General features: G+C 71.3%; 28 protein-coding genes and 1 pseudogene. 14 read left to right on the forward strand and 15 right to left on the reverse strand.

The window, feature by feature from the left end; all coding sequences use genetic code 11:
• Positions 1-594 (reverse strand): annotated as a pseudogene (locus BM272_RS09865) (heterodisulfide reductase subunit B); the annotation flags it as partial.
• Positions 595-778: 184 nt separating this feature from the next.
• On the opposite strand from BM272_RS09865, the gene BM272_RS09870 reads away from it, so the two are divergent.
• On the forward strand, positions 779-1222 hold the full coding sequence (locus BM272_RS09870) for a hypothetical protein (protein WP_093428633.1): 444 nt from the start codon (positions 779-781) through the stop codon (positions 1220-1222).
• 31 nt (positions 1223-1253) lie between these two features.
• Here the strand turns inward: BM272_RS09870 and BM272_RS09875 are convergent, their stop codons facing one another.
• Complete coding sequence (locus tag BM272_RS09875; RefSeq protein WP_159433062.1) at positions 1254-1694, reverse strand: DUF1249 domain-containing protein; 441 nt, start codon at positions 1692-1694, stop codon at positions 1254-1256.
• 114 nt (positions 1695-1808) lie between these two features.
• Between BM272_RS09875 and BM272_RS09880 the strand changes: the two genes are divergently transcribed.
• A complete protein-coding gene (locus BM272_RS09880) occupies positions 1809-2813 on the forward strand; it encodes a hypothetical protein (protein WP_093428635.1) in 1005 nt (334 codons plus the stop codon).
• A gap of 36 nt (positions 2814-2849) precedes the next feature.
• Here the strand turns inward: BM272_RS09880 and BM272_RS09885 are convergent, their stop codons facing one another.
• From BM272_RS09885 to lexA, 3 genes are read right to left on the reverse strand one after another with little or no spacing between them, the layout of a single operon-like run.
• Positions 2850-3470 carry a hypothetical protein gene (locus BM272_RS09885; protein ID WP_143613228.1) on the reverse strand — a complete coding sequence of 207 codons (621 nt, stop codon included), beginning with the start codon at positions 3468-3470 and terminating at the stop codon, positions 2850-2852.
• Positions 3467-4900 (reverse strand): hypothetical protein, encoded by a 1434-nt coding sequence (locus BM272_RS09890; RefSeq protein ID WP_093428637.1) that lies wholly within the window; start codon positions 4898-4900, stop codon positions 3467-3469. Before BM272_RS09890 ends, BM272_RS09885 begins: the two co-directional genes overlap by 4 nt.
• A complete protein-coding gene (lexA, locus tag BM272_RS09895; RefSeq protein ID WP_399349520.1) occupies positions 4897-5286 on the reverse strand; it encodes a transcriptional repressor LexA in 390 nt (129 codons plus the stop codon). Before lexA ends, BM272_RS09890 begins: the two co-directional genes overlap by 4 nt.
• A 173-nt stretch (positions 5287-5459) precedes the next feature.
• Between lexA and BM272_RS09900 the strand changes: the two genes are divergently transcribed.
• From BM272_RS09900 to BM272_RS09910, 3 genes are read left to right on the forward strand one after another with little or no spacing between them, the layout of a single operon-like run.
• The gene (locus BM272_RS09900) at positions 5460-6092 is read left to right on the forward strand and encodes an SCO family protein (protein ID WP_159433063.1); all 633 of its coding nucleotides are present in this window, start codon (positions 5460-5462) and stop codon (positions 6090-6092) included.
• Positions 6089-6967, forward strand: a complete 879-nt coding sequence (gene asd, locus BM272_RS09905) for an archaetidylserine decarboxylase (RefSeq protein WP_093428640.1) — start codon at positions 6089-6091, stop codon at positions 6965-6967. The genes BM272_RS09900 and asd overlap by 4 nt, the downstream gene beginning before the upstream one ends.
• 37 nt (positions 6968-7004) lie before the next feature.
• A complete protein-coding gene (locus BM272_RS09910) occupies positions 7005-7184 on the forward strand; it encodes a DUF3330 domain-containing protein (RefSeq protein WP_093428641.1) in 180 nt (59 codons plus the stop codon).
• A 42-nt stretch (positions 7185-7226) separates the two neighbouring features.
• Here the strand turns inward: BM272_RS09910 and epmA are convergent, their stop codons facing one another.
• Positions 7227-8198, reverse strand: coding sequence for an EF-P lysine aminoacylase EpmA (gene epmA, locus BM272_RS09915; protein ID WP_093428642.1), 972 nt, complete (start codon positions 8196-8198; stop codon positions 7227-7229).
• Positions 8199-8202: 4 nt separating this feature from the next.
• Entirely contained in the window at positions 8203-8772 is a 570-nt protein-coding gene (gene efp, locus BM272_RS09920) for an elongation factor P (RefSeq protein WP_093428643.1), read from the reverse strand.
• 32 nt (positions 8773-8804) lie between these two features.
• Between efp and epmB the strand changes: the two genes are divergently transcribed.
• The gene (gene epmB, locus BM272_RS09925; protein WP_093428644.1) at positions 8805-9809 is read left to right on the forward strand and encodes an EF-P beta-lysylation protein EpmB; all 1005 of its coding nucleotides are present in this window, start codon (positions 8805-8807) and stop codon (positions 9807-9809) included.
• Between the two features lie 4 nt (positions 9810-9813).
• On the opposite strand, the gene BM272_RS09930 is transcribed toward epmB, so the two are convergent.
• Positions 9814-10371, reverse strand: a complete 558-nt coding sequence (locus BM272_RS09930) for a GNAT family N-acetyltransferase (RefSeq protein ID WP_093428645.1) — start codon at positions 10369-10371, stop codon at positions 9814-9816.
• A gap of 141 nt (positions 10372-10512) precedes the next feature.
• Between BM272_RS09930 and BM272_RS09935 the strand changes: the two genes are divergently transcribed.
• A complete protein-coding gene (locus BM272_RS09935) occupies positions 10513-12519 on the forward strand; it encodes an EAL domain-containing protein (RefSeq protein WP_093428646.1) in 2007 nt (668 codons plus the stop codon).
• 22 nt (positions 12520-12541) lie between these two features.
• On the opposite strand, the gene htpX is transcribed toward BM272_RS09935, so the two are convergent.
• Positions 12542-13432 carry a protease HtpX gene (gene htpX, locus BM272_RS09940; protein WP_093428647.1) on the reverse strand — a complete coding sequence of 297 codons (891 nt, stop codon included), beginning with the start codon at positions 13430-13432 and terminating at the stop codon, positions 12542-12544.
• Between the two features lie 175 nt (positions 13433-13607).
• Here htpX and BM272_RS09945 point away from each other — a divergent pair, with 175 nt between their 5' ends.
• The 6 genes from BM272_RS09945 (at position 13608) to folE2 (ending at position 19931) form a co-directional block, all read left to right on the forward strand.
• Entirely contained in the window at positions 13608-15431 is a 1824-nt protein-coding gene (locus BM272_RS09945) for a SulP family inorganic anion transporter (RefSeq protein ID WP_093428648.1), read from the forward strand.
• Positions 15432-15529: 98 nt separating this feature from the next.
• The gene (locus tag BM272_RS09950) at positions 15530-15823 is read left to right on the forward strand and encodes an exodeoxyribonuclease VII small subunit (RefSeq protein ID WP_093428649.1); all 294 of its coding nucleotides are present in this window, start codon (positions 15530-15532) and stop codon (positions 15821-15823) included.
• Positions 15824-15825: 2 nt separating this feature from the next.
• Entirely contained in the window at positions 15826-16701 is an 876-nt protein-coding gene (ispA, locus tag BM272_RS09955) for a (2E,6E)-farnesyl diphosphate synthase (protein WP_093428650.1), read from the forward strand.
• A 99-nt stretch (positions 16702-16800) separates the two neighbouring features.
• Positions 16801-18669, forward strand: a complete 1869-nt coding sequence (gene dxs, locus BM272_RS09960; RefSeq protein WP_093428651.1) for a 1-deoxy-D-xylulose-5-phosphate synthase — start codon at positions 16801-16803, stop codon at positions 18667-18669.
• Between the two features lie 66 nt (positions 18670-18735).
• Positions 18736-19125, forward strand: coding sequence for a 6-carboxytetrahydropterin synthase QueD (queD, locus tag BM272_RS09965; protein WP_093428652.1), 390 nt, complete (start codon positions 18736-18738; stop codon positions 19123-19125).
• Complete coding sequence (gene folE2 / locus BM272_RS09970) at positions 19122-19931, forward strand: GTP cyclohydrolase FolE2 (RefSeq protein ID WP_093428653.1); 810 nt, start codon at positions 19122-19124, stop codon at positions 19929-19931. Before queD ends, folE2 begins: the two co-directional genes overlap by 4 nt.
• 129 nt (positions 19932-20060) lie before the next feature.
• Here the strand turns inward: folE2 and BM272_RS09975 are convergent, their stop codons facing one another.
• The 3 genes from BM272_RS09975 to thiL are packed head-to-tail and all read right to left on the reverse strand — an operon-like array spanning position 20061 to position 21939.
• Positions 20061-20459 carry a hypothetical protein gene (locus BM272_RS09975; RefSeq protein WP_093428654.1) on the reverse strand — a complete coding sequence of 133 codons (399 nt, stop codon included), beginning with the start codon at positions 20457-20459 and terminating at the stop codon, positions 20061-20063.
• Complete coding sequence (locus BM272_RS09980; protein ID WP_093428655.1) at positions 20456-20971, reverse strand: phosphatidylglycerophosphatase A family protein; 516 nt, start codon at positions 20969-20971, stop codon at positions 20456-20458. Before BM272_RS09980 ends, BM272_RS09975 begins: the two co-directional genes overlap by 4 nt.
• Positions 20968-21939, reverse strand: a complete 972-nt coding sequence (gene thiL / locus BM272_RS09985; protein WP_317622793.1) for a thiamine-phosphate kinase — start codon at positions 21937-21939, stop codon at positions 20968-20970. The genes BM272_RS09980 and thiL overlap by 4 nt, the downstream gene beginning before the upstream one ends.
• A 63-nt stretch (positions 21940-22002) precedes the next feature.
• Between thiL and BM272_RS09990 the strand changes: the two genes are divergently transcribed.
• Positions 22003-22494: a DsrE family protein gene (locus tag BM272_RS09990; protein ID WP_159433064.1), complete on the forward strand. Its 492-nt coding sequence runs from the start codon at positions 22003-22005 to the stop codon at positions 22492-22494.
• A gap of 18 nt (positions 22495-22512) precedes the next feature.
• Here BM272_RS09990 and nusB read toward each other — a convergent pair whose 3' ends face one another.
• The 3 genes from nusB to ribBA are packed head-to-tail and all read right to left on the reverse strand — an operon-like array spanning position 22513 to position 24586.
• Entirely contained in the window at positions 22513-22959 is a 447-nt protein-coding gene (gene nusB, locus BM272_RS09995; RefSeq protein WP_093428657.1) for a transcription antitermination factor NusB, read from the reverse strand.
• Positions 22956-23441 carry a 6,7-dimethyl-8-ribityllumazine synthase gene (ribH, locus tag BM272_RS10000; RefSeq protein ID WP_093428658.1) on the reverse strand — a complete coding sequence of 162 codons (486 nt, stop codon included), beginning with the start codon at positions 23439-23441 and terminating at the stop codon, positions 22956-22958. The genes nusB and ribH overlap by 4 nt, the downstream gene beginning before the upstream one ends.
• The gene (gene ribBA, locus BM272_RS10005; RefSeq protein WP_093428659.1) at positions 23438-24586 is read right to left on the reverse strand and encodes a bifunctional 3,4-dihydroxy-2-butanone-4-phosphate synthase/GTP cyclohydrolase II; all 1149 of its coding nucleotides are present in this window, start codon (positions 24584-24586) and stop codon (positions 23438-23440) included. Before ribBA ends, ribH begins: the two co-directional genes overlap by 4 nt.
• Between the last annotated feature and the right edge of the window lie 3 nt (positions 24587-24589).

The raw sequence follows: 24589 nt of genomic DNA on the forward strand, positions 1-24589 counted from the left end.
CTCCTTGTAGTTGCCGAAGGAGGTGCCGCAGTGCACCAGCGGGAAGAAGTGGCCGGCCTGGTGGCCGTGCTGCTGGCCGGAGACGTAGGCCTGGTGGAAGTTGCGCAGGAACACCGCCGACAGCGACTCGACGTTGCCGATGCCCGAGCCGTGGTAGTTCCAGGCGGTGCAGGAGGTCTGGTCGGTCTCGTCCAGGTAGTCCTTGCCCGGCTCGAAGCCGAACTGGTTCATGAACCACATCAGCGAGGCCGGGTAGCCCGGGATGTTGCCGCACTGGCCGCAGGACTTGTGGTGCCACAGCTTCTTGGTCGGCACCCGCTTGGTCCAGCCGAACAGCGTCTCCACCTCCACCGGCTCCATGTCGTCGGTGATGCGATGGACGATGATCTCGCCGTCCTTCTCCAGCTCCCACATGTGCTCGCGGATGTCGTCCATCCGGTCACCCAGGTCCACCGTCCGGCGGTCCACCTGACGGCGCACCCATTCGGTCGCCGCCTCGGCCTCGTTGGCGTTGAGATTGGTGTCCTGAAAGAAGGAACCGTGACCGGCCACGCCCTCGGCGCCGGTGGTGTTGTGCTCGGTCTCGTCAGCCATGCCTGTGTCCTCCATGGGCCTTGTCGGGGCCTCGTCGAGGCCGCCGGTAAACCCGCACCCTTTGCGCGGGCAAAACCTGAGTGTTTGACTCAACTTTAGGGGCGAGGCCGGTCACTGTCAAGACACCCGCCGGGCCGCCGCCTGCGCTACAATCCGCGCCCACAGGCACCAGAGGAGTCGAACCATGCAGCAGCACCTGGACCATCTCGCCCAGCAGGCCCGCGCCGACCGGGTTGCGGTCACCCCCGATCTCGACGCCGCCCTCGCGGCCCTGGACGAGGCCATCGAGGCCATCGCCCCCGAGCTGGAGGTGGAGGCCTACGGGCCCGGCGTGGGCGTGGAGGGAGAGCAGGACGTCTACCGGCTGGTTATCCGCAACCACGAGTGGAATGCCGGTGATTACCGCTGGGGCCTGAAGGTCTGCGACGCCCTTCCCAACGCCGGCTGGCGCGTGGCCTGGCCCATCCAGGGGGTGGCCCGGCTGCGCAAGGGCGAGGTGGTCCGCGGCCTGCCGGCCATGCTGGGGGAGTGGCGCCGGGCCGTGGCCAAGGCCGGCCTGGCGGAGAGCGATGCCGGTCGCCGGGTCTCGGAACTGGCGGCGGCGCTGGGTGCCCCCGCCGACGCCTGAGGCGTTTCAGCCAGGTGGCCGTTGTCAGACGTCAGACGTCGGCGGCGTCCGCCACCCGGCGCAGGCCCAGGCGCAGGCAGTAGCGCAGCCAGTCCTCCAGGAAGCGGTTCACCTGGCCCTTCTCGTCGGGCAGACGCATGGCGGGATTGGGATAGGCGTAACGCGGCTGGAAGCGATTCCCGCCCTGATAGTCGATGACCTCGGCCACCCGGGCGTCGTGGTAGGCGCGCACCTTGAGGCTGACGTCGGGGAGGCAGGCGGCCTCCCCGCCCAGGCAGTGGTCCAGGCGGATAGTGGAGGTGTAGCGGGCCCGCTCCAGCAGCTCCACGCGCAGCTGCCCTGCCCCCTCCCCGGCCACGGCCACCGCGCCAGCCCGGTCCGGCATGGCACCGAGTACGCGCAGCAGCATGCGGTAGTTCGCCGCGTAGACGCGCATGCTTCCGGGGGTGTCATTGCCGGTGTCCACGGCCATGGGGGCAGTCCTCACTGGGTTCGGACCCATGGTATCAGGCTCCACCACCCTGTGCGCCCTTGCCGACGCCCGCTACGTGGGGATAATGGCCCCTTTGACCAGCGCGAGGTTCCCATGGATCAGGCCCCCACTGTGCTCCTGGCCCCCGATGAGGCGGTCCGCCACGCCGACGCCTTTCTGGACCGGCTGGAGGCGGAGACCGGCCCCCTGGTCCTGGCGACCCCGGGCGGCCAGGGCAGCGACCGGCACCCGGCGCGCAAACTGCCCTGGCTGGGCAAGCGGCGCTGGCTGGCGCGACTGGCGCCGCGACGGCTCCTTCGGCTGGGCGCCGCGCCCACCGTACCGGCCCCGGAGGGAACCCCGGCGGTCTGGATCAACGCCCCCGTCGACGCCGATCCCGCCCTGGCGGACCGGCTCCTCTACGCCGACCCGACCGAGGGGACGCCGTCGAGGGAAGTCACCGGCGATCCCGTCCTCTGCCTGGAGGAGCCGGCCACCGGCGGGGACACCGACCTGTGCGAGCGCTTCCGGGAGCTGCGGGAGGCCGGCCGCTGGATCTGCTACTTCGCGGGCACGGTGGAGGGGGAGGAGAGCCGGGCCTACGGCGCCTTCTTCGACCTACTGCGCCAGCGCATGGGCTTCATGATTCTGGCGCCCCGGGATCCCGAGCGCTACGAGCCCGTCTACCGCGACGCCATCAAGTACAACCTGCCCACCAACCGCCACAACCGGCTCTCCACCAGCTGGATCCCCAAGAAGAGCCGCGTCTACTACGTGGAGGATCCCGAGACCCTGGCCGGGATCTATCCCTGCGCCGACCTGGTGGTGCCGGGCGGGACGCTGGTGGGGGATGGGCGCACACCGGACCTGGCGACCCCCCTGGCCCGGGGCTGTGCCGTGGCCGTGGGGCCGGCGGGGCGGGCACATCCGGTGGTGGCCTCGGCGGTGGCGGCCGGGGCGGTGGCCGCGGCCGGTGACGAGGAGCTGGAGGAGACCCTGGCCGCCCTGCTCACCGACCCGGAGCGCCGCGAGGCGCTGGCCACGGCCGGCCAGGCCTGGCTGCGGCACCACTCCGGGGCCCTGGAGCGGGTCCTGCGGGCCGTAAAGGAGGCCGGTTAGGGACGCACGGCAGGAAAAGGCAGGAAGCGGAGCGGCTCAGCGCTCCAGAATGGTGGCCATGGCCTCGCGCATGCCGTTGGCCACGGTCCATTCCGCCTCCCGCGACTCCACGGCCCGGCGCCACGCCTCCACCCGGCGAAGATAGGCCCAGGGCTCCTCACCGGCCCCGATATCCCCTACGTTCAGCGCCACGAAGCGGTATCCGCCGAAGTGCGGGCCCAGCTCCTCCGGCTCGCCGGCGGTGAGGTCGGTGGCCAGTACGATGATCCGGTTCCGGCAACGGGTCTCCTCGAGAAGGGTCCGGGCCCGGCGAATCGCCGCCACGCCCTCCACCGGCTCGGCCGAGGGCTCGGCCTCGAGGAGGCCATCCACCTGGCGCAGCAGGGCGCGCCGCTCCACGACCGCCACGCTGGGACGCCCGTCCAGATTCACCCCCAGGCGGTGTTCATTCCCCGTCCGGGCACCATCGATCCGTTCCACTGCGAAGGTATCCCCGGCCTCCAGGCCAAGAATCAGCCGCCGAGTGAGGCGTCTCAGGGCGGCGGTCTCCACCCCTTCGGCATCCAGAACGAGATAGACCCCCCGCGAGTCAGGAGCGGTATCCAGGCAGCCGGTGGTCACCACCACCGCGAGCAGCAATACCGCGACTGTCCTCACGCGGTGGCACTCCCCTCGATCTGTTCACCGGACGGAGGAGCGGGGCGACGACGGTTCAGGCGCCCCTGGATCCACAGGGGCAGGAAGATCACGGCGTCGTAGAGGCGGGTCAGGACCCGCGCCAGGGCAACCAGGGCGTTCCCCAGCCAGCGCAGGGCCAGGGCCAGCAGGGTCAGCAGCGCCTCGGCGAGGAGACCGGCGACTACCCGGGTGGCCTGAACGAACCCCTCCAGTGGGAGCAGGGCCACGGCCAGGGCCAGCGGGAAGATGAGCCCCAGGAGCATGTGGATCACGGTCGCTGCCACTCCCGGGCGGGAAGGCTGCAGCCCACCCGCTTCGGCGGCCAGGGAGGCCACCTCGGCCTCCACCGCCTGGTGGAGATAGCCGAGGACCGCGCCCAGCAGGGCGGTAGCCACTACCAGCACCACGCCGACCACGAGCAAGCTCCTGCGGCCGCCGCCCTCCAGAGAGTCCAGCTGCGGTAACAACCGGGTGAACCGGGCCGACTCCAGGATCAGGGCGCCACCCAGGATGGCCATGCCCACCAGGGCCGCTGCGGCGACCGAGGCCGCGGACCACGGCCCCAGCTGATTCCCCGCCCCCACGACCTCCTGCAGGGGGAAGGTGGCCACGGCCATGTGTGCCGCCGCGATGAGCACGAGGACCGCCACGGCCCCGCCATTGATGAAGAACCGGACCAGCGCCGACAGATTGAGCTGGCGGTCCATGCCGTCGCCGGCCTCCAGGAGGCCCTGATAGGAGTGCCACAGGCCGTCGATGTGCCGCCCCCGTTCCTCCAGCGTCCGGATGCGCCCGCGCACCGCATCCAGGCTGGCCTGTACCCGGCGCCAAAGCGGCAGCAGTGCCCGCAGCCGGCGCTGGCGCCGACGGAACTCCCGGCGGTGCCGGCGCAGGGCGCGATCCTCCGAACGCTCCAGCGACTGTCGAATCCGGGCGAGCATGTCGGCAGTCGTACCGTCGCCGCGGTCGGAGACGGCGGCGACGGCCTCGGTGGCCTCCCCCCAGGCCGCCGGCAGGGGCGGCGGGGTGCTGCTGGCCTCGTATTCGCGCTCCTGTTCGGCGATGGCGTCGTTGAGTCGCCGCTGGAGCTCGGGGAAATGGCCGAACTCCCGCTCCACCAGCGCCTCCATGCCGTTGAGCGACCGCGCCAGCCGCTCCTCGGTGCGATCCACCGCCAGGGCCCGGCGGACGCGCGTATTGCGCTCCGCCAGCCCGCGCCGGGCAGCGTCCACCGCGGCGGCCAGGTGGCGCAACAGCCCCCGGAGCTGGCGGGCGACACTGAGCAGGAGCCGATGGGCCATCCGGCGGGCCAGGAAGAGCAGAACCAGCCCTGCCACCACCCCGACCAGAATGGCGCTGACGGGATAGTCGTGGATCCAGCCCAGGGTCAGGTAGGCGAGATCGCTCACGCGCCCTCCGCCTCCGGAAGGCGGAGTACCCCCGTGACGATACCCAGGATCTCCACCTCCGCGTGGGCCAGGTGGATAGGCGCCATATCCGGATTGGCCGGCTGCAGGCGGATCCCGTCCGGCTCCACGTAGAAGCGCTTGAGGGTCACCCGTTCGCCGTTGATCATGGCCACCACGGACTGACCGTTCTCCGCCGTCTCGCGCTTGTCCACCACGATGATGTCGCCATCCTGGATGCCGTCATCGATCATGGAGTGGCCCCGCACCCGCAGCGCGTAGCTGTTCTTGCGCACCATGTTGGACGGGACCTGGACGGTCTCCTCGTCCACCACCGCATCCAGCGGTTCGCCGGCCGTGATCCGCCCGAGCAGCGGGATCGTTGCCATCGCGGCCGGCTCGACTTCCCTGTCATCGGCGCCCGGAACCCACAACGGCCGCTGCCGTCGGGACAGTAAGAGGCTTACATCCGCCATGCCGATGCTCCCGAAAAATGGAGGGGTCTGCGTGGAAACGGTACGCGGCGGCGTGGTATAGATCAATGTTCAACAAGGGAGAACCCATGCGACGCAACTGGCTCACCCCCGCCCTGGTCCTCGGCCTCGCCGCCCTGGCCGGCGCCTGGCTCACCACCCAGCTCACCCCCGGAGCGGACGCGCCGGAACACGGCGGGGCCGGCGAACTGGCCGCCGACGCGCTGCCCCGAACGGTGGAGCCCTTCGAACTCACCTTCGCCGACGGGTCGCCGTTCACCGAGGCCGCGCTGGAAGGGGGCTGGCAGCTGGTCTTCTTCGGCTATACCCACTGCCCCGACGTCTGCCCCACCACCCTGCACAACCTCCAGCGGACCGTCGGGCTGCTAGAGGAGCGCGGGGCCACGCTGCCCGAGGTGGTCTTCGTCTCGGTGGACCCGGCGCGGGACGACCGCGAACAGCTGGGGCAGTACGTGCGCTTCTTCCGGGACGACTTCCGCGCCGCCACCGGCGCGCGGGAGGCCATCGACAATCTCACCGACCAGTTCGGCGCGGTCTACCGCATCAACCGGGAGGAGGGGGAGGACTACACCGTGGACCACAGCGCCGCCATTGCCGCCGTGGGGCCCGAGGGCCGGATCCGCGCCCTGCTCAACCCGCCGCACCGACCGACGGAGATGGCGACCCGGCTGGAGCGCCTGATGAGCGGGAATGAATCGTGAGCCTGGGCGACCGACTGCGCGCCCTGCTCCAGTACCCGCTGCCCCAGCACGCCCTCTCCCGCCTGGCGGGGCCGGTAGTGCGCTGCCGCTGGCGTCCGTTCCGGAGCGCCCTCATCCGCTGGTTCGTGCGCCGCTATCGGGTGGAGCTGGAGGAGGCGGAACACGCCGACCCCGCCGCCTATCCCCACTTCGATGCCTTCTTCACCCGCGCCCTGGCCCCGGGGACCCGGCCGGGGCCGGCCGCCGCCGAGGCGCTGGCCGCGCCGGTGGACGGCACCGTCTCCGAGGTGGGCCGCATCGAGGACGGGCGGATCTACCAGGCCAAGGGGCGACACTACACCGCCGCCGAGCTCCTCGGCGACGAGGCGGAGGCCGCGCGCTACGAGGGCGGCCACTTCATCACCCTCTACCTCTCGCCGCGGGACTACCACCGCATCCACGCCCCGGCGGCGGGGCGGCTGGTGAGCAGCCACTACCTGCCGGGTCGCCTGTTCTCGGTGAACCCGGCCACCACCCGGGCCGTGCCACGCCTCTTCGCCCGCAACGAGCGCCTGGCCACCCGCCTGGAGACGGCGGTCGGCCCCGTGGGCCTGGTGATGGTTGGTGCCCTCATGGTGGCCGGCATCGAGACCACCTGGGGCGGCTGGATCACCCCGCCCCATCGGCGCCACGCCCGGCGGCGCGACCACGATGGACCGGACTTCCACCGAGGCGACGAGATGGGCCGCTTCCACATCGGCTCCACCGTGATCCTCCTGCTGCCGCCGCGCGCCAGCACGACCTGGAGCCCGGGATTGACCCCGGGGACCCCGGTGCGGCTGGGCCAGCCGCTGGCCAGCCTTGCCACCGGCGTGGACCAGTACCATCCTGAATAGGAAGGGCCGAACCACGCCAAGCACGGGGAGAAGGGATATGGCCGACAACGACGAGCAGGAGACCCCCACCATCGCCTGCGATGTCTGCATGGCAGAGGTGCCCGCCTCGGTGGCCCAGACGGCCGAGGGGCCGGACTACGTCCAGCACTTCTGCGGCCTGGACTGCCTGGAGAAGTGGCAGGAGCAGAGCGAGAAGGAGGAGAAGAAGCCGGGCTGACCGCCCCCTGCCCAGGGATCATCCAGAGTCATTCCGGGCCGCTCAGGCCCGGTCAACCGGGAAGGCCAGCACCCCCTCGATGGCCACCGCCCCCGTGGCGGCCATGATCAGGCGGTCCACGCCCATCGCCATCCCGCAGGCATCGGGCAGCCCCGCCTCCAGCGCCGCCAGCAGATGCTCATCCACCGGCAGCGGCTGCTGCCCCGCGAGGCGACGTCGATCGTTGTCGTCCTCGAAACGCCGCCGCTGCTCCGCCGGATCCGCCAGCTCGTGATAGCCATTGGCCAGCTCCAGGCCGTGGAGGTAGATCTCGAAGCGCTCCGCCACCGCCGGCTCCTTCGGGTCATCGGCCGGCCGGAGCCGGGCCAGGGCCGCATCATCGGCAGGGAAGTCGGACACCACGACCAGCCCCCTCTCCGCCAGGGCCGGCTCCACCAGGCATGCCTGAAGGAGGTGGCGCCAGGGGCGCGGATCGCCCTCCCCCTCCAGCCCGGTGACGACCAGACCGGCCGCCCGGGCCGCCTCCGCCAGCTCACCGGCATCGGCGCGGTGGGGATCCACGCCACAGGCCTGGTGAAAGGCGTCGGCATAGGACAGCCGGGTCACCGCCGGCTCCGCCCCCAGCCCGGCTGCCGCCAGCGCCACCGCCTCGGCGATGAAGGCCGCCGGGGCGACCCCCGGGGCGTACCACTCCAGCAGGGTGAACTCGGGATTGTGCCGACGCCCCTGCTCCTCCCGGCGAAAGGCGCGGGCCATCTGGTAGATGGGGCCGGAATCGGCGGCCAGCAGGCGCTTCATGGGGAATTCGGGGGAGGTTGCCAGCCACAGGGGGCCGGCGTCGCCCGCCACGGAGAAGGGCTCCACGGCGGGATCGGGATTGGCCGCGGCGGAGAGCTGGGGGGTCTCCACCTCCAGGTAGCCGCGCGCCTCCAGGAAGTCCCGCAGGCGGCGGCGAACGGCGGCGGCGGCGGCCAGGGCCGCCCGGTCGGCGGTGGGCCGCCAGTCCGCCGCCACCGGCCTACTCCTTGACCCGGCCGACGTACTCCCCGGTGCGGGTATCCACCTTGATCACCTCGCCCTCGTCCAGAAAGAGCGGAACCTTTACCACCGCGCCGGTCTCCAGGGTCGCCGGCTTGGTGCCGCCCTGGGCGGTATCGCCCTTGAGACCCGGATCGGTCTCGGTGACCTTCAGGGTCACGTGGTTGGGCGCCTCGACGATGATGGGCGACCCATTGTAGAGGGTGACGGTGCAGGTGTCCTGCTCCTTGAGCCACTGGGCGGCATCGCCCACCACCGCCTTGTCGGCGGGGTACTGCTCGAAGGTCTCGGGATGCATGAAGTGCCAGTGCTCGCCGTCGTTGTAGAGGTACTGGAGGTCCAGCTCCATGACGTCGGCCCCTTCCAGGGATTCGCCGGACTTCAGGGTCCGCTCCACCACCCGGTCGGTCTTGAGATTGCGCAGCTTCACCCGGGTGAAGGCCTGCCCCTTGCCGGGCTTCACGAATTCCACATCGACGATGGCGCAAGGGTCGCCATCGTTCATTACCTTGAGCCCGTTCTTGAGTTCGTTGGTACTATAGCTCGCCATTCTCGCCTCGTAGTGGTCCGACGCAGCGCCCCATGATAGCCCGAACCGAAGCGCCCGCCCAACGCCTGCCGGAATGGCAGCGCCAGGCCGCCGAAGCGGTCCGCGATCCCGATACCCTCTGGGCGCTACTGGACCTGCCCCCGGAGGGCCTTCCGGCAGCCCGGGCAGCGGCCGAGACCTTCGGTCTGCGCGTCCCGCACCCCTATCTGGCCCGGATGCGCCGCGGCGACCCCGACGATCCCCTGCTTCGCCAGGTTCTGCCGCTGGGAGCGGAGCTCACCCCTGCCCCGCCGGGCTTCACCACCGACCCGGTGGGCGACGGCCCGGCCCGGGCGGAGACCGGGCTGCTGCAGAAATACCACGGCCGCGCCCTGCTCTTAGCCTCCGGCGCCTGCGCCGTCCACTGCCGCTACTGCTTCCGGCGCCACTACCCCTACGCCGAGGCCGGCGCCGGCCGCTGGGAGGCGGCCCTGGAGGCCATCGCCGCCGATCCCTCACTGGAGGAGGTCATCCTCAGCGGCGGCGATCCCCTCTCCCTGGCCGACCACCGCCTGGCGGAGCTGGTCGCCGCCATCGAGGCCATCCCCCACATCCGCCGCCTGCGCCTGCACACCCGTCAGCCGGTGGTCCTGCCGGCTCGGGTGGACGACAACCTGCTGGAATGGCTGGGCCGTACCCGACTTTCGACGGTAGTGGTCTGGCACCTCAACCACGCCCGGGAGATGGATGCCGAGGTGGCGGCCGCCGCCGGGCGGCTACGCGAGGCGGGGGCCACGCTGCTCAACCAGGCGGTACTGCTGGCGGGGGTTAACGATAGCGTGGAGGCCCAGGCGAACCTGGCGGCGGCCTCCTTCGATGCCGGGATCCTCCCCTACTACCTCCACACGCTGGACCGGGTGGCCGGGGCGGCCCACTTCGAGAGCGGGGTGGACACGGCCGCACTCATGGAGGGCCTGCGACGCCGCCTGCCCGGCTACCTCGTCCCGCGCCTGGTGCGCGAGGAGGCCGGCGGGGCCTACAAGACCCCGCTGGAGTGAGGACCTACGCCTCCACCGGGCGGCGGTAGAAGGCGCGGAAGGGGGCGGGATAGTCCAGCCGGCCACCCCCGGCCAGGGCCCCCTCGGTGATCTCCAGGGCGGTGGCAAAGTCCGCGGCCACCGGCAGGTCGTGGTGGAGGCCGTGCTCGGTGATGGGTCGGAAACCCAGCCGCTGGTAGAAGGCCGGGAAGCCCACCTCCACGATGGCGGAGAAGCCCATCTGCCGGGCCCGCTCCACCCCCTCGCGAACCAGGGCGGTCCCCAGTCCGCGATGGGTGCGGGAGGGGACCACGGCCGTGGGCGCCAGGGTGAGGATGGTCTGCTCGTTCCCCTCGCCGGTCAGGGTACTCCGGAAGAGCATGAGGTGGCCGGCCACGCGGCCACCATCCTCGGCCACCAGGGAGAGCTCCGGCACGTAGGCCGGCGTCTTGCGCAGTTCGTCCACCAGCCGGGCCTCGGCATCACCGGCGAAGGCGCTCATGTTGATGAGATCGATGGCCCCGGTATCATCGGCGGTCTCGGGGCGGATGGGACGTTGCTCCGCAGCTACCGCTTCGCTCATGGTGCGCTCCCGTGGACGTTGGGCCGCCACCGGCCCTCACATCCCCGATTATAGTAGAGGTCCCGGGGGTGGAAACCCGGCGGGAGGCGCGGCATCCTAGGCGGGTCGGCAGGATGCCGACGACAGCCTGGAAGGGAAGCCGTGAGCCACGAGGAACCGACCCCCCTGCGCCTGCTCGTCGTCGACGGCGACGATGCCCTCAAGGAGAACGCCGTGCGCGCCCTGCGCCGCCGCGGCGACCCCGTCAGCGCGGCCCGAGTCGAGGATACCGCCGGCCTGGAGACGGTTCTGGCTGGGGATGGAGCGGACCTCGTACTGCTTCACCCCCACCTCACCGGGGTGGACCCCGCCGCGATAGTCGCTGCCGCCACTCAGCCGGAGCCCCCGGTCCCGGTACTCCTCCTGGCGGGCTCCACGCCACCGGCGGCTGTTGGCGCCCGTGATCGGGTGGACCCCGATGACCCCGAGGACCTGGTCCACCGCCTGCGCCGGGAGGCAGCGGATCTGGCCGCCCGCCGGCGGCTGAGTCTGGTGGAGCGGCGCTATCGGGACAGCGAGCGGCGCGCCCACGAGCTGGTGGACCGCTCCCGGGACCCCATCGCCTACATCCAGGAGGGCATCCTAGTCCATGCCAACCCGGCCTTCCGCCGCCGCCTGGGCGAGGAGGCCGAGCCAGAGGGCACTCCGCTGCTGGAGTGGCTCCGCGGCGAGGGGCGCGAGGCCGTAAAGAAGGCCCTGCGCCGGACCGAGGGGGGCCAGGGGCGGCCCGGCCCCCTCTCCTCGGAACTGCTCCGGGCCGGTGGCCACAGTGAGACCGTCCAGCTCGACCTCCGCCCCGCCGACCACCAGGGCGAGCCGGCCATCCAGCTCACCCTCCAGAGCGGCGAGGAAGAGGGCGCCCTGAGGCAGCGCGTCCGGCGACTGGAGCACCAGGACCCCATCACCGGCCTCTTCAACCGCCAGCACTTCCTCCAGAACCTGGAGGCGCTCTCGCCCGACCGGGATCCGGGCGCCGTGGTGGTCTGCCTCACCGTGGATCACTTCGAACAGCTGCGGGAGCGCCTGAACCCTGCCGGCGCCGATGCCCTCCTGGCCCGGATCGCGGAGCGCCTGCGGCGACGCTTCAGCCCCCGCCACCACCTGGCCCGGTTCCAGGGCTCACGCTTCACCGCCGTCCTGGAGGCGCTGGACACACCGACCCTGGAGCGGCTCGGCCAGGCCCTGTGCCGGGACATCGCCGACGACCTCTTCGAGGTGGGGGAACACTCACTCCCGGTAAGCGCCAGCATTGGCATCGCCTGCTGGGACGGCGACGAGAGCCCGGTGGAACTGCTGGAGCGCGCCTTTGACGCCGCCCGGGAGGCCGCCGACGGCGGCGGCAATACTGCCCGCCTGGCCCCGGCGCCGGACCGCGGCGAGGAGGCGGACGACTGGCTGAATGCCCTGGAGCGGGCGCTGGCCGAGGACCGACTGGTCCATGTCTTCCAGCCCGTGGGCGATGTCCGTTCCGCCGCCACCCACGGCGGGGAATTACTGGTCCGCCTGCGGGATCGCGAAGGGACCCTCCATCCGCCGGGGCCCTTCCTCTCGGCGGCGCGACGCGGAGGCCTCATGCCGCGCCTGGACCGCCTGACCCTGGATCACGCGGCCGAGCGCCTGGCCAGAGACGGGAGCGGCCCCCTCTTCCTCAAGGTGGCGGCGGAGAGCCTGGAGGAGGCCGACTTCCCCGCCTGGTTCGGGGACCGCTTCGCCGGCGAGGGGGCCAACGGCCTGGTCATCGAGCTGGCGGAGGCCGACGTGGTGGCCCACCTCAAGGCGGCGGTGGCCCTGGCGGAGGCGGTGCGGGCCGCTGGCGGCGCCGTGGCACTGGAGCACTTCGGCACGGCACCGGATGGCGAGGCGGCCCAGGAACGGGTACAGGCCGAATACCTCAAGATCGACGGCGAGGTCATCGCCCGACTGGAGGAGGACCCGGACTGCCTCGCGCGGCTGGAGGGGATCGTCCGCCTTGCCGGGGAGACCGGCGCTACCACCATCGCCGAGCAGGTGGAGAGCGCCCGGACCCTGCCGATGCTCTGGCAGGCCGGGGTCGACCGGATCCAGGGCTACTTCCTCCACGCCCCGGGGAGCGAGCGCGCCGCCGGTTGACCGCCGCGCGCCTGCACCCGACTCAGGCGCCGCGCTGCTGCTTCAGGGCCTCGATGCGCTCCTGCAGTGGGGGGTGGGACATGAACAGCCGCTTGAGCCCCTGGCCGAAGCCGCCGCTGATCCCGAAGGCGGCCATCTGGTCCGGCAGATGGGGCTCCCCGGCGTAGCGCTGCAGGGCCTGCAGCGCCCCGATCATGGACTCCCGGTCCGCCAGCCGCGCGCCACCGGCGTCGGCCCGGAACTCCCGCTTGCGGCTGAACCACATGACGATGGCGGAGGCGAGGATCCCCAGGACCACCTCGGCGATGATGGCGGTGATCCAGAAGGCCGGGCCGTGGCCCTGCTCGGTCTTGAAGACCACCCGGTCCACCAGATGGCCGATGACCCGGGAGAGGACGATGACGAAGGTGTTCACCACCCCCTGGATGAGGGCGAGGGTAATCATGTCGCCGTTGGCCACGTGGCTCACCTCGTGGCCCACCACCGCCTCCGCCTCGCGCTGGCCCATGTGCTGGAGCAGGCCGGTGCTCACGGCCACCAGGGCGTCGTTGCGGTTCCAGCCGGTAGCAAAGGCGTTGGGATCCGGCGAATCGAAGATGGCAACCTCCGGCATGCCGATGCCGGCCGCCCGCGCCTGACGCTCCACCGTATCCACCAGCCACTGTTCGGTGGCGCTGGAGGGGGTTTCGATAACCTGCGCCCCGGTAAGGTGCTTGGCGGTCCACTTGGAGATGACCAGGGAGAAGAGCGAGCCGCCGAAGCCGAGGACGGCCGCGAAGAGCAGCAGGCTGCTCATGTCCAGGCCCACGCCCTGCTCGTCGAGGATGTCCTCGAACCCCAGCAGCCGCAGGGTAATGGAGAGCACTACCAGGATGGCGAGGTTGGTCGCCAGGTACAGGGCAATACGCTTCATGCTGGAAACTCCCGAAGAGGACCGGAATCACCCCTTCGACCACGGCCGGGAGGATTCCGGCCCACCCCGCCCCCGGCGGGACAGTCGAAGGGTAGCCGTAATATAATGGCGGTTTTACAGGATTCAAGGGGCCGGCCTTGCCGGTTCCCCGGTAACCACATAGGGAGGAAGAGCGATGTCCCAGGCGCAGCAGTGCAACCTTCTACTGGCGCGACTTTTCCCGCCCATGCGCTGGCTGCACCGGGTCAACCGTTCCACCTTCCGCGACGACCTCATGGCCGCCATTACCGGCGCCATCATCGTCCTTCCCCAGGGCGTGGCCTTCGCCGCCATCGCCGGCATGCCGCCGGAGTACGGCCTCTACGCCGCCATGGTGCCGGCCATCATCGCCGCCCTTTTCGGCTCCTCCTGGCACCTGGTCTCCGGCCCCACCACCGCCGCCTCCATCGTCCTGTTCGCCTCGCTGTCGACCATGGCGGAGCCGAGTTCGGAGCAGTACGTGGCCCTGGCCATCACCCTGACCTTCATGGTCGGAGTCATACAGATCGCCATGGGCATGGCGAAGCTGGGAACGCTGGTCAACTTCATCTCCCACTCGGTGGTGGTGGGCTTCACCGCAGGGGCGGCCATCCTCATCGCCGCCCAGCAGATCCAGAACTTCTTCGGCATCGCCATTCCCCGGGGCTCCGACTTCCACGAAACGCTGTGGCACTTCGCCACCGGCCTGGACGAGCTGGACGGCTTCATTACGCTGATCGGCGTGGTGACGCTGATCAGCGGCATCCTCGTACGCCGCTACTTCCCCCGGTTCCCCTATATGGTCATCGCCATGGGCGCGGGCACGGCGGTCTCCATCGGGCTCAACCTCTACTTCGGGCGCGAGAACACGGACATTGCCACCGTGGGCGCCCTGCCCGCCTCCCTGCCGCCGCTCTCCGCGCCGGATCTCACCCTGGAGACGCTGCGTGAACTCGCCCCGGTCGCCCTGGCGGCGACACTGCTCGCGCTCACCGAGGCGGTCTCCATCGCCCGCGCCCTGGCCGCCCGCTCCGGGCAGCGCCTCGATGGCAACCAGGAGTTCATCGGCCAGGGGCTGTCCAATGTCGTCGGCAGCTTCTTCTCCTCCTACGTGGCCACCGGCTCCTTCAATCGTTCCGGGGTCAACTACGAGGCCGGCGCCCGGACGCCGCTGGCCGCCGGCATGGCCGGGATCCTGCTCATCCCGCTGACCCTGGTGGTAGCGCCCTACGCCGAGTTCCTCCCCAACGCCGCCATGGCCGGGATCCTCTTCCTGGTGGCGTGGGGTCTCATCGACTTCCACCACATCCGCCAGATCCTCCAGACCAGCCGGTCGGAGGCGATGATCATGGGGACCACCTTCCTGGCCACCCTCTTCCTGGAGCTGGAATTCGCCATCCTCATGGGCGTCTTCCTCTCCCTGGTGGTCTACCTCAGCCGCACCTCCCGGCCGCGCATCGTCAGCCGCGTCCCCGGCCTGCGCGACGGCAAGCGCACGATGGTGACCAATGAGACCGGTCTGGCGGAGTGCCCCCAGCTCAAGGTCATCCGCATCGACGGCTCCCTCTTCTTCGGCGCCGTGCCCCACGTGGAGGAGGCGCTGCAGAACATCGATGCCGAGGACCCCGAGCGCAAGCATCTGCTCATCGTCGCCGACGGCATCAACTTCGTGGACGTCGCCGGCGCCGAGATGCTGGCCCAGGAGGCCGAGCGCAGGCGCTACATGGGGGGCGGCCTCTACCTCTACGGGGTGAAGGCGTCGGTCTGCGCCACGCTGCGCTCCGGCGGCTACCTCGACGCCATCGGTGACAAGAATATCTATACCTCCAAGACCGAGGCGCTGCACGACATCGTCCTCCTGCACCTGGACCCGGAGATCTGCCGCGGCTGCGACAAGCGGATCTTCCAGGAGTGCGACCAGCAGCCCGGTGGTGCCGGCCTCGCCGCGAGCGCCGCCGCCTCCCGGGGCGATGGCACTTGAACCGCCCGGCGGAGGATAGCCACATCGTGGGCAATTGACCCCCGCGGCGGTGCGGCCTATCTTGTCGCCGCACCGCCCATGCATCCGGAGAAACCCTGGTGTCCGACGAATCCACCCAGCCCGAGACGGCCGGCACCGAGCCGGCAGCCACCGAGGAGCCACTGGCCCCGGAGGGCTTCGAGTCCGCCCTCAAGGAGCTGGAGAGGCTCGTAGAGCGCCTGGAGCAGGGTGATCAGGGACTGGACGCGGCCCTGCGGGACTTCGAGCGCGGGATCGGCCTCTCCCGCCAGTGCGAGCAGGCGTTGAAGGCGGCCGAGCAGCGCGTGGCGACCATCACCGGCGACGATGGTGACGGTGAGTCGGCCGGCGACGAAGACAGCCTCCCCTTCTGACCATGGCCATCACCCTCGCCGAAGCCGCCGAGCGCGCCGAAGGGGCGCTCTCCGCCCGCCTGCCCCCCGAGGCCGACGACCCCACGCCGCTGGCGGCCGCCATGCGCTACGCCGTCACCGGTGGCGGCAAGCGCGTCCGCCCCTTCCTGGTCTACGCCGCCGGGAGCGCCCTGGGTGCCCCGCTGGAGCACCTGGACGCCCCGGCGGCCGCGGTGGAGTTCATCCACGCCTACTCCCTGGTCCACGACGACCTGCCGGCCATGGATGACGACGACCTCCGTCGGGGACGGCCCACCTGCCACCGCGCCTTCGACGAGGCCACCGCCATTCTCGCCGGCGACGCCCTCCAGGGCCTCGCCTTCTCGGCGCTGGCCGAGGCGGGAGCGCTCCCCGAGGTTACCCGGCTGCGCATGGTTGCCAGCCTGAGCCGCGCCGCCGGGGCGGAGGGAATGGTCGGCGGCCAGGCCCGGGACATCAACGCCGTGGGCCGGGAGACCGACCTGGCCGGGCTGGAGGCCATGCACCGCCGCAAGACCGGCGCCCTCATCGAGGCCAGCGCCCGCCTGGGCGGCCTCGCCGCGGGGGCCGACGACGCCACCCTGGGGACCCTGGAGCGGTACGCCGCCGCCGTGGGCCTGGCCTTCCAGATCCAGGACGACATCCTGGACGTGGTGGGCGATACCGCGACCCTGGGCAAGACCGGCGGCGCCGACGCCGCCCGGGAGAAGCCCACCTACCCCGCCCTGCTGGGGCTGGAAGGGGCCCGGGAACGGGCCCGCGCCATGGTCGACGACGCCCTGGAGGCCCTGGCCGAACTGGGCGACGGCGCGGAACCCCTGCGAGACCTGGCGCGCTACGTCATCGAGCGGGATCACTAGGGCGGAATCACCCGGCAGCCCGATTCCCCGGCTCCCGTCCCGCTTGCCCGGAACGGGCAGACAGCGCATCATTACCGTTTATCCTGGCCAGAACCCCCGATGCCCGGCAGCGACTACCCCCTCCTCCAGCAGATCGACGACCCGGCCGCCCTGCGCGCCCTCCCCGAGGGCGAGCTGGCGCCCCTGGCGGCGGAGCTGCGCGCCTTCCTCATCGACTCGGTGGCCCGCACCGGCGGCCACCTGGCGGCGGGGCTGGGTACGGTGGAGCTCACCGTCGCCCTCCACCGGGTCTTCGAGACCCCGGAGGACCGCCTGGTCTGGGATGTGGGCCACCAGAGCTACCCGCACAAGATCCTCACCGGCCGCCGCGAAGCCATGCCGACCCTGCGTCAGCACGGCGGCCTGGCCGGCTTCCCCAAGCGCGACGAGAGCCCCTTCGACACCTTCGGCACCGGCCACTCCAGCACCTCCATCAGCGCGGCCCTGGGCATGGCCCTGGCGGCCCGGCGCGAGGAGGACCCGCGGCAGGTGGTGGCCATCATCGGGGACGGCGCGCTCACCGCCGGCATGGCCTTCGAGGCGCTGAACCACGCCGGCGGCATGGATGCCAACCTGCTGGTGATCCTCAACGACAACGACATGTCCATCTCCCCCAATGTCGGCGGGCTCTCCAGCCACCTGGCCCGGATCCTCTCCGGCCGTCTCTACGCCGGCATGCGCGAGGGGGGCAAGAAGGTCCTGTCACTGATGCCGCCGGTCCACGAGCTGGCCCGCCGCGCGGAGGAGCACTTCAAGGGCATGGTGGTGCCGGGGACGCTGTTCGAGGAACTGGGTTTCAACTACATCGGCCCGGTGGACGGCCACGACCTCTCCACCCTGGTGCCCACCCTGGACAACGTCCGCCAGCTGGAGGGGCCGCAGTTCCTCCACGTGGTCACCCGCAAGGGCAAGGGCTACGAGCCGGCGGAGGATGCCCCCACCCGCTACCACGGCGTCGGTCGCTTCGACCCGGCCCAGGGGCAGACGCCCAGCGCCCCCGCCCCCTCGCCCACCTATACCGAGGTCTTCGGCGACTGGCTCATGGAGACCGCCGCAGCGGATGAACGCGTCCACGCCATCACCCCGGCCATGGGGGAAGGGTCCGGCCTGGTCGCCTATGCCGAGCAGTTCCCGGAGCGCTACTACGATGTCGGCATCGCCGAGCAGCACGCCGTCACCATGGCCGGCGGCCTCGCCTGCGAGGGGGCGAAGCCGGTAGTGGCCATCTACTCCACCTTCCTCCAGCGCGCCTATGACCAGGTCATCCATGACATCGCCCTGCAGGACCTGGATGTGCTCTTCGCCATCGACCGGGGCGGCCTGGTGGGCCCGGACGGCCCCACCCACGCCGGCAGCTTCGACCTCGCCTACCTGCGCTGCCTGCCCAACCTGGTGGTGATGGCCCCGGCGGACGAGGCGGAGAGCCACGCCATGCTCACCGCCGGCCTCGCCCACCCCGGCCCGGCGGCAGTCCGCTACCCCCGGGGCCGGGGACCGGGCCGGCCGGTGGCCGACGCGCCGGCGGAACTCCCCCTGGGCCGGGCGGAGGTCCGCCGGCGCGGGCAGCGCGTCGCCCTCCTCGCCTTCGGCAGCATGGTCGCCCCCGCCACCGAGGTGGCCGAGGAGCTGGACGCCACCCTGGTGAACATGCGCTTCGCCAAGCCCCTGGACGAGGCGGCCATCCTCGAGGCCGCCGCGGGCCACGAGCTGCTCGTTACCCTGGAGGAGGGGGCGGTGATGGGCGGCGCCGGCAGCGGCATCCTGGAGACCCTGGCCCGCCACGGCCGGCTGGCGCCGGTGCTGCAGCTCGGTCTGCCCGACCGCTTCCAGGAGCAGGGCAGCCGCGAGGAGCTACTGGCCGAGGCGGGGCTGGATGCCGCCGGCATCCGCACCGCCATCCGCGAGCGCCTGGGGGAGTCCGCGGCGTAGCCGGCGGGACGACCCTCGCTCCCGCGCTGGATCTCGATAATAGTTCAGTAATATACTCAGGATTCAATGACTGCACGCTACACCATGACCATCCGCACCGAGTTCGCCGCCGCCCACTGGCTGCGCGACTACGACGGCCCCTGCAACCGCCTCCACGGCCACAACTGGAAGGTCGATGTCGAGGTGGATGCCAGCGGCCTGGACGAGCTGGGGATGGGCGTGGACTTCGGGGACATCAAGGCGGCAACCCGCGAGATCACCGACGGCCTCGACCATCGCAATCTCAACGACCTGCCGCCCTTCGACCGACTCAATCCCACCGCCGAGAACATCGCCGCCCACCTGCACGGCGAGCTCTCCGAGCGCCTGAACGACGAACGGGTGCGGGTCCGCGCCGTCACCCTCTGGGAGACCGACCGCGCCTGCGTCCGCTACACGGAGGACGAACCCGCATGAACGACACCACCAAGCCGACCATCGCCGACGTCCAGGCCAGCGCCGACACCCGCAACATCCCCATCAACAAGGTGGGGGTCAAGGACGTCCGCCATCCGGTGCGGGTGCGGGATCGCAGCGGCGGCGAACAGCACACCGTCGCCAACTTCAACATGTACGTGAACCTGCCCCACAACTTCAAGGGCACGCACATGTCCCGCTTCGTGGCGATCCTCAACAACCACGACTACGAGATCACCACGCACTCCTTCAAGGAGATGCTGCGGGAGATGACCCACACCCTGGAGGCGGAGGCGGGCCACATCGAGATGAGCTTCCCCTACTTCGTGAACAAGGCGGCGCCGGTGAGCGGGGTCCAGAGCCTCATGGACTACGCCGTCACCTTCCAGGGGGACTTCCGCGCCGGGGAGCCGGAGCTGACCATCAAGGTCCAGGTCCCGGTAACCAGCCTCTGCCCCTGCTCCAAGGAGATCAGCGACTACGGCGCCCACAACCAGCGCTCCCACGTCACCGTGGCGGCGCGGACCCGGGACTTCGTCTGGATCGAGGAGCTCATCGACCTGGTGGAGTCGGAGGCCTCCTCGGAGCTCTGGGGGCTGCTCAAGCGGCCGGACGAGAAACACGTCACCGAGCGCGCCTACGACAATCCCAAGTTCGTGGAGGACATGGTCCGGGACGTGGCCGCCCGCCTGAACGCGGACCACCGGATCGCCGGCTACACCGTGGAGTCGGAGAACTTCGAGTCCATCCACAACCACTCCGCCTACGCCCGCATCGAGATCGACAAGGAGGCGCACGGCGCCTGAATCCCGTCGTTCCGGATGGCGCGCAGCGCCAGTCCGGAACCTCGAGAACAGGCCCGTAGCGGTCGGTTCAGGCCGGTGGCTACGTTCGCGGGATTCCCGCCTGCGCGGGAATGACGGGGAATACGCCCGCTAGAAGGGCCGCAGCCGCCAGCGCTCGCCCTCGGTGGCCTCCCCCTCCAGCTCCACCACCACCGGATTGCCGCCCCAGCCGTGGAGCCGATCGTGGGCCTCCACCTGCAGCCGCGTCACCCCCTCGGGGAGGCGGACCCCGCGGAGGGTCGCCCGTCGAGGCGGCGCCTGGGGCCGGGGATGCTTGAAGTCCTGCTCGGCCAGGACCTCCCCCTCCGGCGTAGTCACCCGCCAGCCGTCCAGGAAGTGGTAGCGCGCCTCGTCGTCGTGCTCCAGCACGGCGGTGACCGTGTAGCTTCGCACCTCCTCGGTGACCTCCACCCAGGAGACCCGGGGCTCCCCCGCCTGCGTAGTGGTAACCAGCAGTAACAACAGCAGCGAACCCAGCGCGCGGCTCATGCGCCCACCCCCCATGCCAGCAGTTGCAGGACCGCCAGGGCCAGCAGCCCGGCGGCGACGTCATCGGCCATCACGCCCAGGCCGCCGGGCAGATTCCGGTCCAGCCAGCCCACCGGCGGCGGCTTGGCGATATCGAAGAGCCGAAAGAGCAGAAAGCCGCCCAGGACCCAGTACCAGCCGGCCGGTACGGCGACCAGCGCGATGAGCAACCCGGCCACCTCGTCCCAGACGATGGCCGGGTGATCGGAGACGCCCAGGGCCCGGCCGGTGCGCCCGCAGATCCCGACGCCGGCCACCACCACGATGAGGGTGGCGACCAGATACGCGGTCAGGGAGAGCTGGCTCAGCGGCCACCAGAGGAGAAGCGCGGCCACCGTGCCGAAGGTCCCGGGCGCCTTCAGGGCAAGGCCACTACCCAGCCCCAGGGCCAGGGCGTGGCCGGGATCCCGGAGCAGTCGCGGGGACGGCGGAGCGGGTCGTTCCTCGGCAGAACGCCTGGCGGTCCGGCTCATGGGTCTCTCCGAAAGTGATCGTGGCCGCCGGCCGCCAGCAGGGCCACGTGGCCGTCGGCCCCCCGCCCGCGCAGGCCGGGCTCGGGGTCGATGGTGCCGATGCGGGTGAGGGTTCCCCCGGTCTCGGCGACGGCGGCCACCGCCTCCTCTTCCACAGCTGGTGGCAGGGTCACCACCAGCTCGTAATCATCGCCGCCGGCCAGGGCCGCCTGGCGGGCCACCTCCTCGCCGGCGGCACGGACCCCGGCGGGGACCAGAGGAAGGTCGACCAGCTCCAGGGTCGCCCCCGCGCCGCTGGCGGCCAGGATGTGGCCGAGATCGGCGGCCAGGCCGTCGGAGACATCCACCGCCGCGGTGGCTCGCCGGGCCAGGGCCCGTCCCGCCCGCACCCGTGGCTGCGGCCGATAGTAGCGTTCCCGCAGGACCTCGCCATCCGCGTCGCCGGGGGTGAGCCGGCCCAGGACGACCTCCAGGCCGATGCCGCCACCCCCCAGTTCGCCGGTGACCCAGATCCCGTCCCCCGGGCGGGCCCCGCCCCGGGGCAGGGGGCGGTCGACGAAGCCGGCCACCCCCACGGTGACGGTGAGCGGGCCACCGGTGGTATCCCCGCCCACCAGGGCTACCTCGTGCTCGGTGGCGAGGTCACAGAGGCCGGCGGCGAAGCCGGTGAGCCACGCCTCCTCGGCCTCGGGCAGGGTCAGGGCCAGGGTGGCCCAGGCAGGCTGGGCGCCCATGGCGGCGAGGTCGGAGAGGTTCACGGCCAGCGCCTTGTGGCCCACCGCGGCCGGATCCGCCCCCTCCGGGAAGTGGCGACCGGCCACCAGGGTATCGGTGGCCCAGGCCAGGCGACGGCCGGCGGCCGGGATGAGCAGGGCCGCGTCGTCGCCGACACCCAGCTCCACATCGGGCCGGAGGGCGCCGCAATGGGCGAAATAGCGGTCAATGAGGTCGAATTCGCTCAGGGACACCGTGAACCCCCGAGAACACGGGCGGTCACAGGAGGTGCAACCCCAACTGCAATGGAGGCAGTCATGCCACGCATCATCCTCTCCCTGCTCACCGCCCTTCTCGCCTTCGGCCTGATGGCCCCCGCAGCGGCGGTCCAGCCCTCCGCCGGTCTCGACGGCGTGGAGCAGGCGAAGGCGGTCTACCAGTTCAACACCGGCAAGCCCAGGAAGGCGGCCTTCATGCTCAAGGGCGTGGGCAAGAACTTCGACGCCCTGGCCGAGGCCGGCCACGATCCCGACTTCGTGGTGGTCTTCGCCGGCCCGGCGGTGCGCCTGCTCACCGAGGAGCCGCCGGAGAAGATCGCCAACCGTCACGGCGACCGGCTGCTGGCCATCGAGGGCACCGTGGAAGAGCTGGCCGAGGCCGGGATCCGCATGGAAATCTGCGCCACCGCCCTGAACGCCTTCGACATCGACCCGGAGAGCGTCCTCGACGGCATCCAGCCGGTCCCCTCCGGCCACCAGGCCATTATCGGCTGGCAGAACCGCGGCTACGCCCTGGTCCCCGTGCTGTAAGAGTCGGAGCCGGGGCGGTCAGGCCGCCCCGCCTCCCGTCGCCTCGATCTCGGTCCTGCGCAGCTCGCGGGCGGCGCGGTCGAGGACCGCATTCACGTAGCGGTGGCCCTGTTCCGCCCCGAACTGGTGGGCAAGCTCCACCGCCTCGCTGATCACCACCCGCCACGGCACCTCGGGGCGGTGGATGAGTTCCCACGCACCCAGGCGCAGGATGGCGCGCTCCACCGGGTCCACCGACTGGAGGCTCCGGTCCATGTGCGGGGAGACGGCCTCGTCCAGCGCCCCCAGGTGTTCGGGGACGCCGGTGAGGAGGTCGTGGAGGTACTCCAGGTCGGCCCCGTCGGCCGCCGGCGTGGTGAGGATGTGCTCCTCCACCTGCCGCGGTGTGTTACCGGTGAGCTGCCACTGATAGAGCCCTTGCACCGCGGCCATGCGGGCGCGGTGTCGTTCGCGGCTCGCCTTCATCCGCGGCCCTCCGGCGCCAGCTGGCGCAGGGCGTTGGCCGTCTCGATGGCCGCCATGGCCGCCTCGGCGCCCTTGTTGCCGGCCTTGGTCCCGGCCCGCTCGATGGCCTGCTCGATGGTATCCACGGTGAGGACACCGAAGGTAACCGGCCGGTCCTCCTCCATGGAGACCGAGGCGAGCCCCTTGGTGCACTCCCCGGCAACGTAGTCGAAGTGGGGGGTGCCGCCGCGGATGACGCAGCCCAGGGCGATGACGCCGTCCAGCTCCCGCGCGCGCAGCAGGCGACGCGCCGCCATGGGGAGCTCCCAGGCGCCGGGGACCAGGACCTCCTCCATGTCCGCCTCGCGCGCGCCGTGGCGGCGCAGGGTGTCCACGGCCCCGCCGCGCAGGCGGTCCACGATGAAGTCGTTGAAGCGGCCGACGACGAGGCCGAAGCGCAGGCCGGTGGCGTCGAATCCGCCCTCGTGGGTGGCGATGGTCATGGTGCAGTTCTCCTGTTCGTTTCCCCGGACGGCCGCTCGCCGTCCACGTATTCCACGACCTCCAGGCCGTAGCCGGAGAGGGCGTGCAGCCGCTTGGGCGCCGACAGCACCCGCATCCGGCGCACGCCGAGGTCGGTAAGGATCTGGGCGCCGATACCGTAGGTGCGCAGGTCCTCGGCACCCCCCTCGCCCGGCGCCTCGGCCCCCTGGTCCCGCAGCTCCCAGTCCTGGACCCGGTGCAGCAGCGCGCTCTCGTCCTCCGGCGGCCGCAGGATCACGGCGACACCGCTCTCGGCCTCGGCGATCCGCGCCAGGGCATCGTCCAGGGGCCAGCCGCACTCCGGCCGCCGGCCGAGGACGGTGTCGCAGAGTCCGTCCTGGACGTGGACGCGCACCAGGGTGGACTGCTCGGGGTCAGGCTCGCCGCGGACCAGCGCCCAGTGGAGCCGGCCGTCGGTGGTATCACGGTAGGCCACCATGCGGAAGTCGCCGTGGGCGGTGGGCATGGTGGTCTCCGCCACCCGCTCCACGGTCTTCTCGTTGCGCAGGCGGTACTCGATGAGATCCGCGATGGTCCCCATCTTCAGGCCGTGCTCCTCGGCGAAGGCCTCCAGGTCCGGGCGCCGGGCCATGGAGCCGTCCTCCTTGAGGATCTCGACGATGACCGAGGCCGGTTCCAGCCCGGCCAGCCGGGCCAGGTCACAGCCCGCCTCGGTATGGCCGGCCCGGGTGAGGACCCCGCCGGGCTGGGCCATGAGCGGGAAGATGTGGCCGGGCTGAACCAGGTCGTCCGGGCCGGCGTCGGGGGCGACGGCGGCGCGCACCGTCACCGCCCGGTCGGCGGCGGAGATCCCGGTGGTCACCCCCTCCGCCGCCTCGATGGAGACGGTGAAGTTGGTCGCCTCGCCGGGGTTGTTGTCGCTGACCATCAGCGGCAGCTTGAGCTGCCGGCAGCGCTCCTCGCTCAGGGTCAGGCAGATGAGCCCGCGGCCGTAGCGGGCCATGAAGTTGATGTCCTCCGGGCGGACCCAGGAGGCGGCCATGACGAGATCGCCCTCGTTCTCGCGATCCTCGTCATCCATGATGACCACCATCCGCCCCTGGCGGAGGTCGTCGATGATGGCTTCGGTATTATCCAGCGGCATGGG

The organism is Thiohalospira halophila DSM 15071, from assembly GCF_900112605.1.
GTDB classification, from domain to species: Bacteria; Pseudomonadota; Gammaproteobacteria; order Thiohalospirales; family Thiohalospiraceae; genus Thiohalospira; species Thiohalospira halophila.

Coding starts and splice junctions, on each gene's coding strand:
- folE2 (WP_093428653.1), top strand. CDS start 19,122: ATGAACGACACCACCAAGCCGACCATCGCCGACGTCCAGGCCAGCGCC.
- BM272_RS09870 (WP_093428633.1), top strand. CDS start 779: ATGCAGCAGCACCTGGACCATCTCGCCCAGCAGGCCCGCGCCGACCGG.
- lexA (WP_399349520.1), bottom strand. CDS start 5,286: ATGGCAACGATCCCGCTGCTCGGGCGGATCACGGCCGGCGAACCGCTG.
- BM272_RS09930 (WP_093428645.1), bottom strand. CDS start 10,371: ATGAGCGAAGCGGTAGCTGCGGAGCAACGTCCCATCCGCCCCGAGACC.
- dxs (WP_093428651.1), top strand. CDS start 16,801: ATGCCCGGCAGCGACTACCCCCTCCTCCAGCAGATCGACGACCCGGCC.
- BM272_RS09975 (WP_093428654.1), bottom strand. CDS start 20,459: ATGAGCCGCGCGCTGGGTTCGCTGCTGTTGTTACTGCTGGTTACCACT.
- ribBA (WP_093428659.1), bottom strand. CDS start 24,586: ATGCCGCTGGATAATACCGAAGCCATCATCGACGACCTCCGCCAGGGG.
- efp (WP_093428643.1), bottom strand. CDS start 8,772: ATGGCGAGCTATAGTACCAACGAACTCAAGAACGGGCTCAAGGTAATG.
- BM272_RS09900 (WP_159433063.1), top strand. CDS start 5,460: ATGCGACGCAACTGGCTCACCCCCGCCCTGGTCCTCGGCCTCGCCGCC.
- ispA (WP_093428650.1), top strand. CDS start 15,826: ATGGCCATCACCCTCGCCGAAGCCGCCGAGCGCGCCGAAGGGGCGCTC.
- ribH (WP_093428658.1), bottom strand. CDS start 23,441: ATGACCATCGCCACCCACGAGGGCGGATTCGACGCCACCGGCCTGCGC.
- BM272_RS09875 (WP_159433062.1), bottom strand. CDS start 1,694: ATGGCCGTGGACACCGGCAATGACACCCCCGGAAGCATGCGCGTCTAC.
- BM272_RS09945 (WP_093428648.1), top strand. CDS start 13,608: ATGTCCCAGGCGCAGCAGTGCAACCTTCTACTGGCGCGACTTTTCCCG.
- htpX (WP_093428647.1), bottom strand. CDS start 13,432: ATGAAGCGTATTGCCCTGTACCTGGCGACCAACCTCGCCATCCTGGTA.
- BM272_RS09880 (WP_093428635.1), top strand. CDS start 1,809: ATGGATCAGGCCCCCACTGTGCTCCTGGCCCCCGATGAGGCGGTCCGC.
- BM272_RS09910 (WP_093428641.1), top strand. CDS start 7,005: ATGGCCGACAACGACGAGCAGGAGACCCCCACCATCGCCTGCGATGTC.
- BM272_RS09980 (WP_093428655.1), bottom strand. CDS start 20,971: ATGAGCCGGACCGCCAGGCGTTCTGCCGAGGAACGACCCGCTCCGCCG.
- BM272_RS09990 (WP_159433064.1), top strand. CDS start 22,003: ATGCCACGCATCATCCTCTCCCTGCTCACCGCCCTTCTCGCCTTCGGC.
- nusB (WP_093428657.1), bottom strand. CDS start 22,959: ATGAAGGCGAGCCGCGAACGACACCGCGCCCGCATGGCCGCGGTGCAA.
- queD (WP_093428652.1), top strand. CDS start 18,736: ATGACTGCACGCTACACCATGACCATCCGCACCGAGTTCGCCGCCGCC.
- epmB (WP_093428644.1), top strand. CDS start 8,805: ATGATAGCCCGAACCGAAGCGCCCGCCCAACGCCTGCCGGAATGGCAG.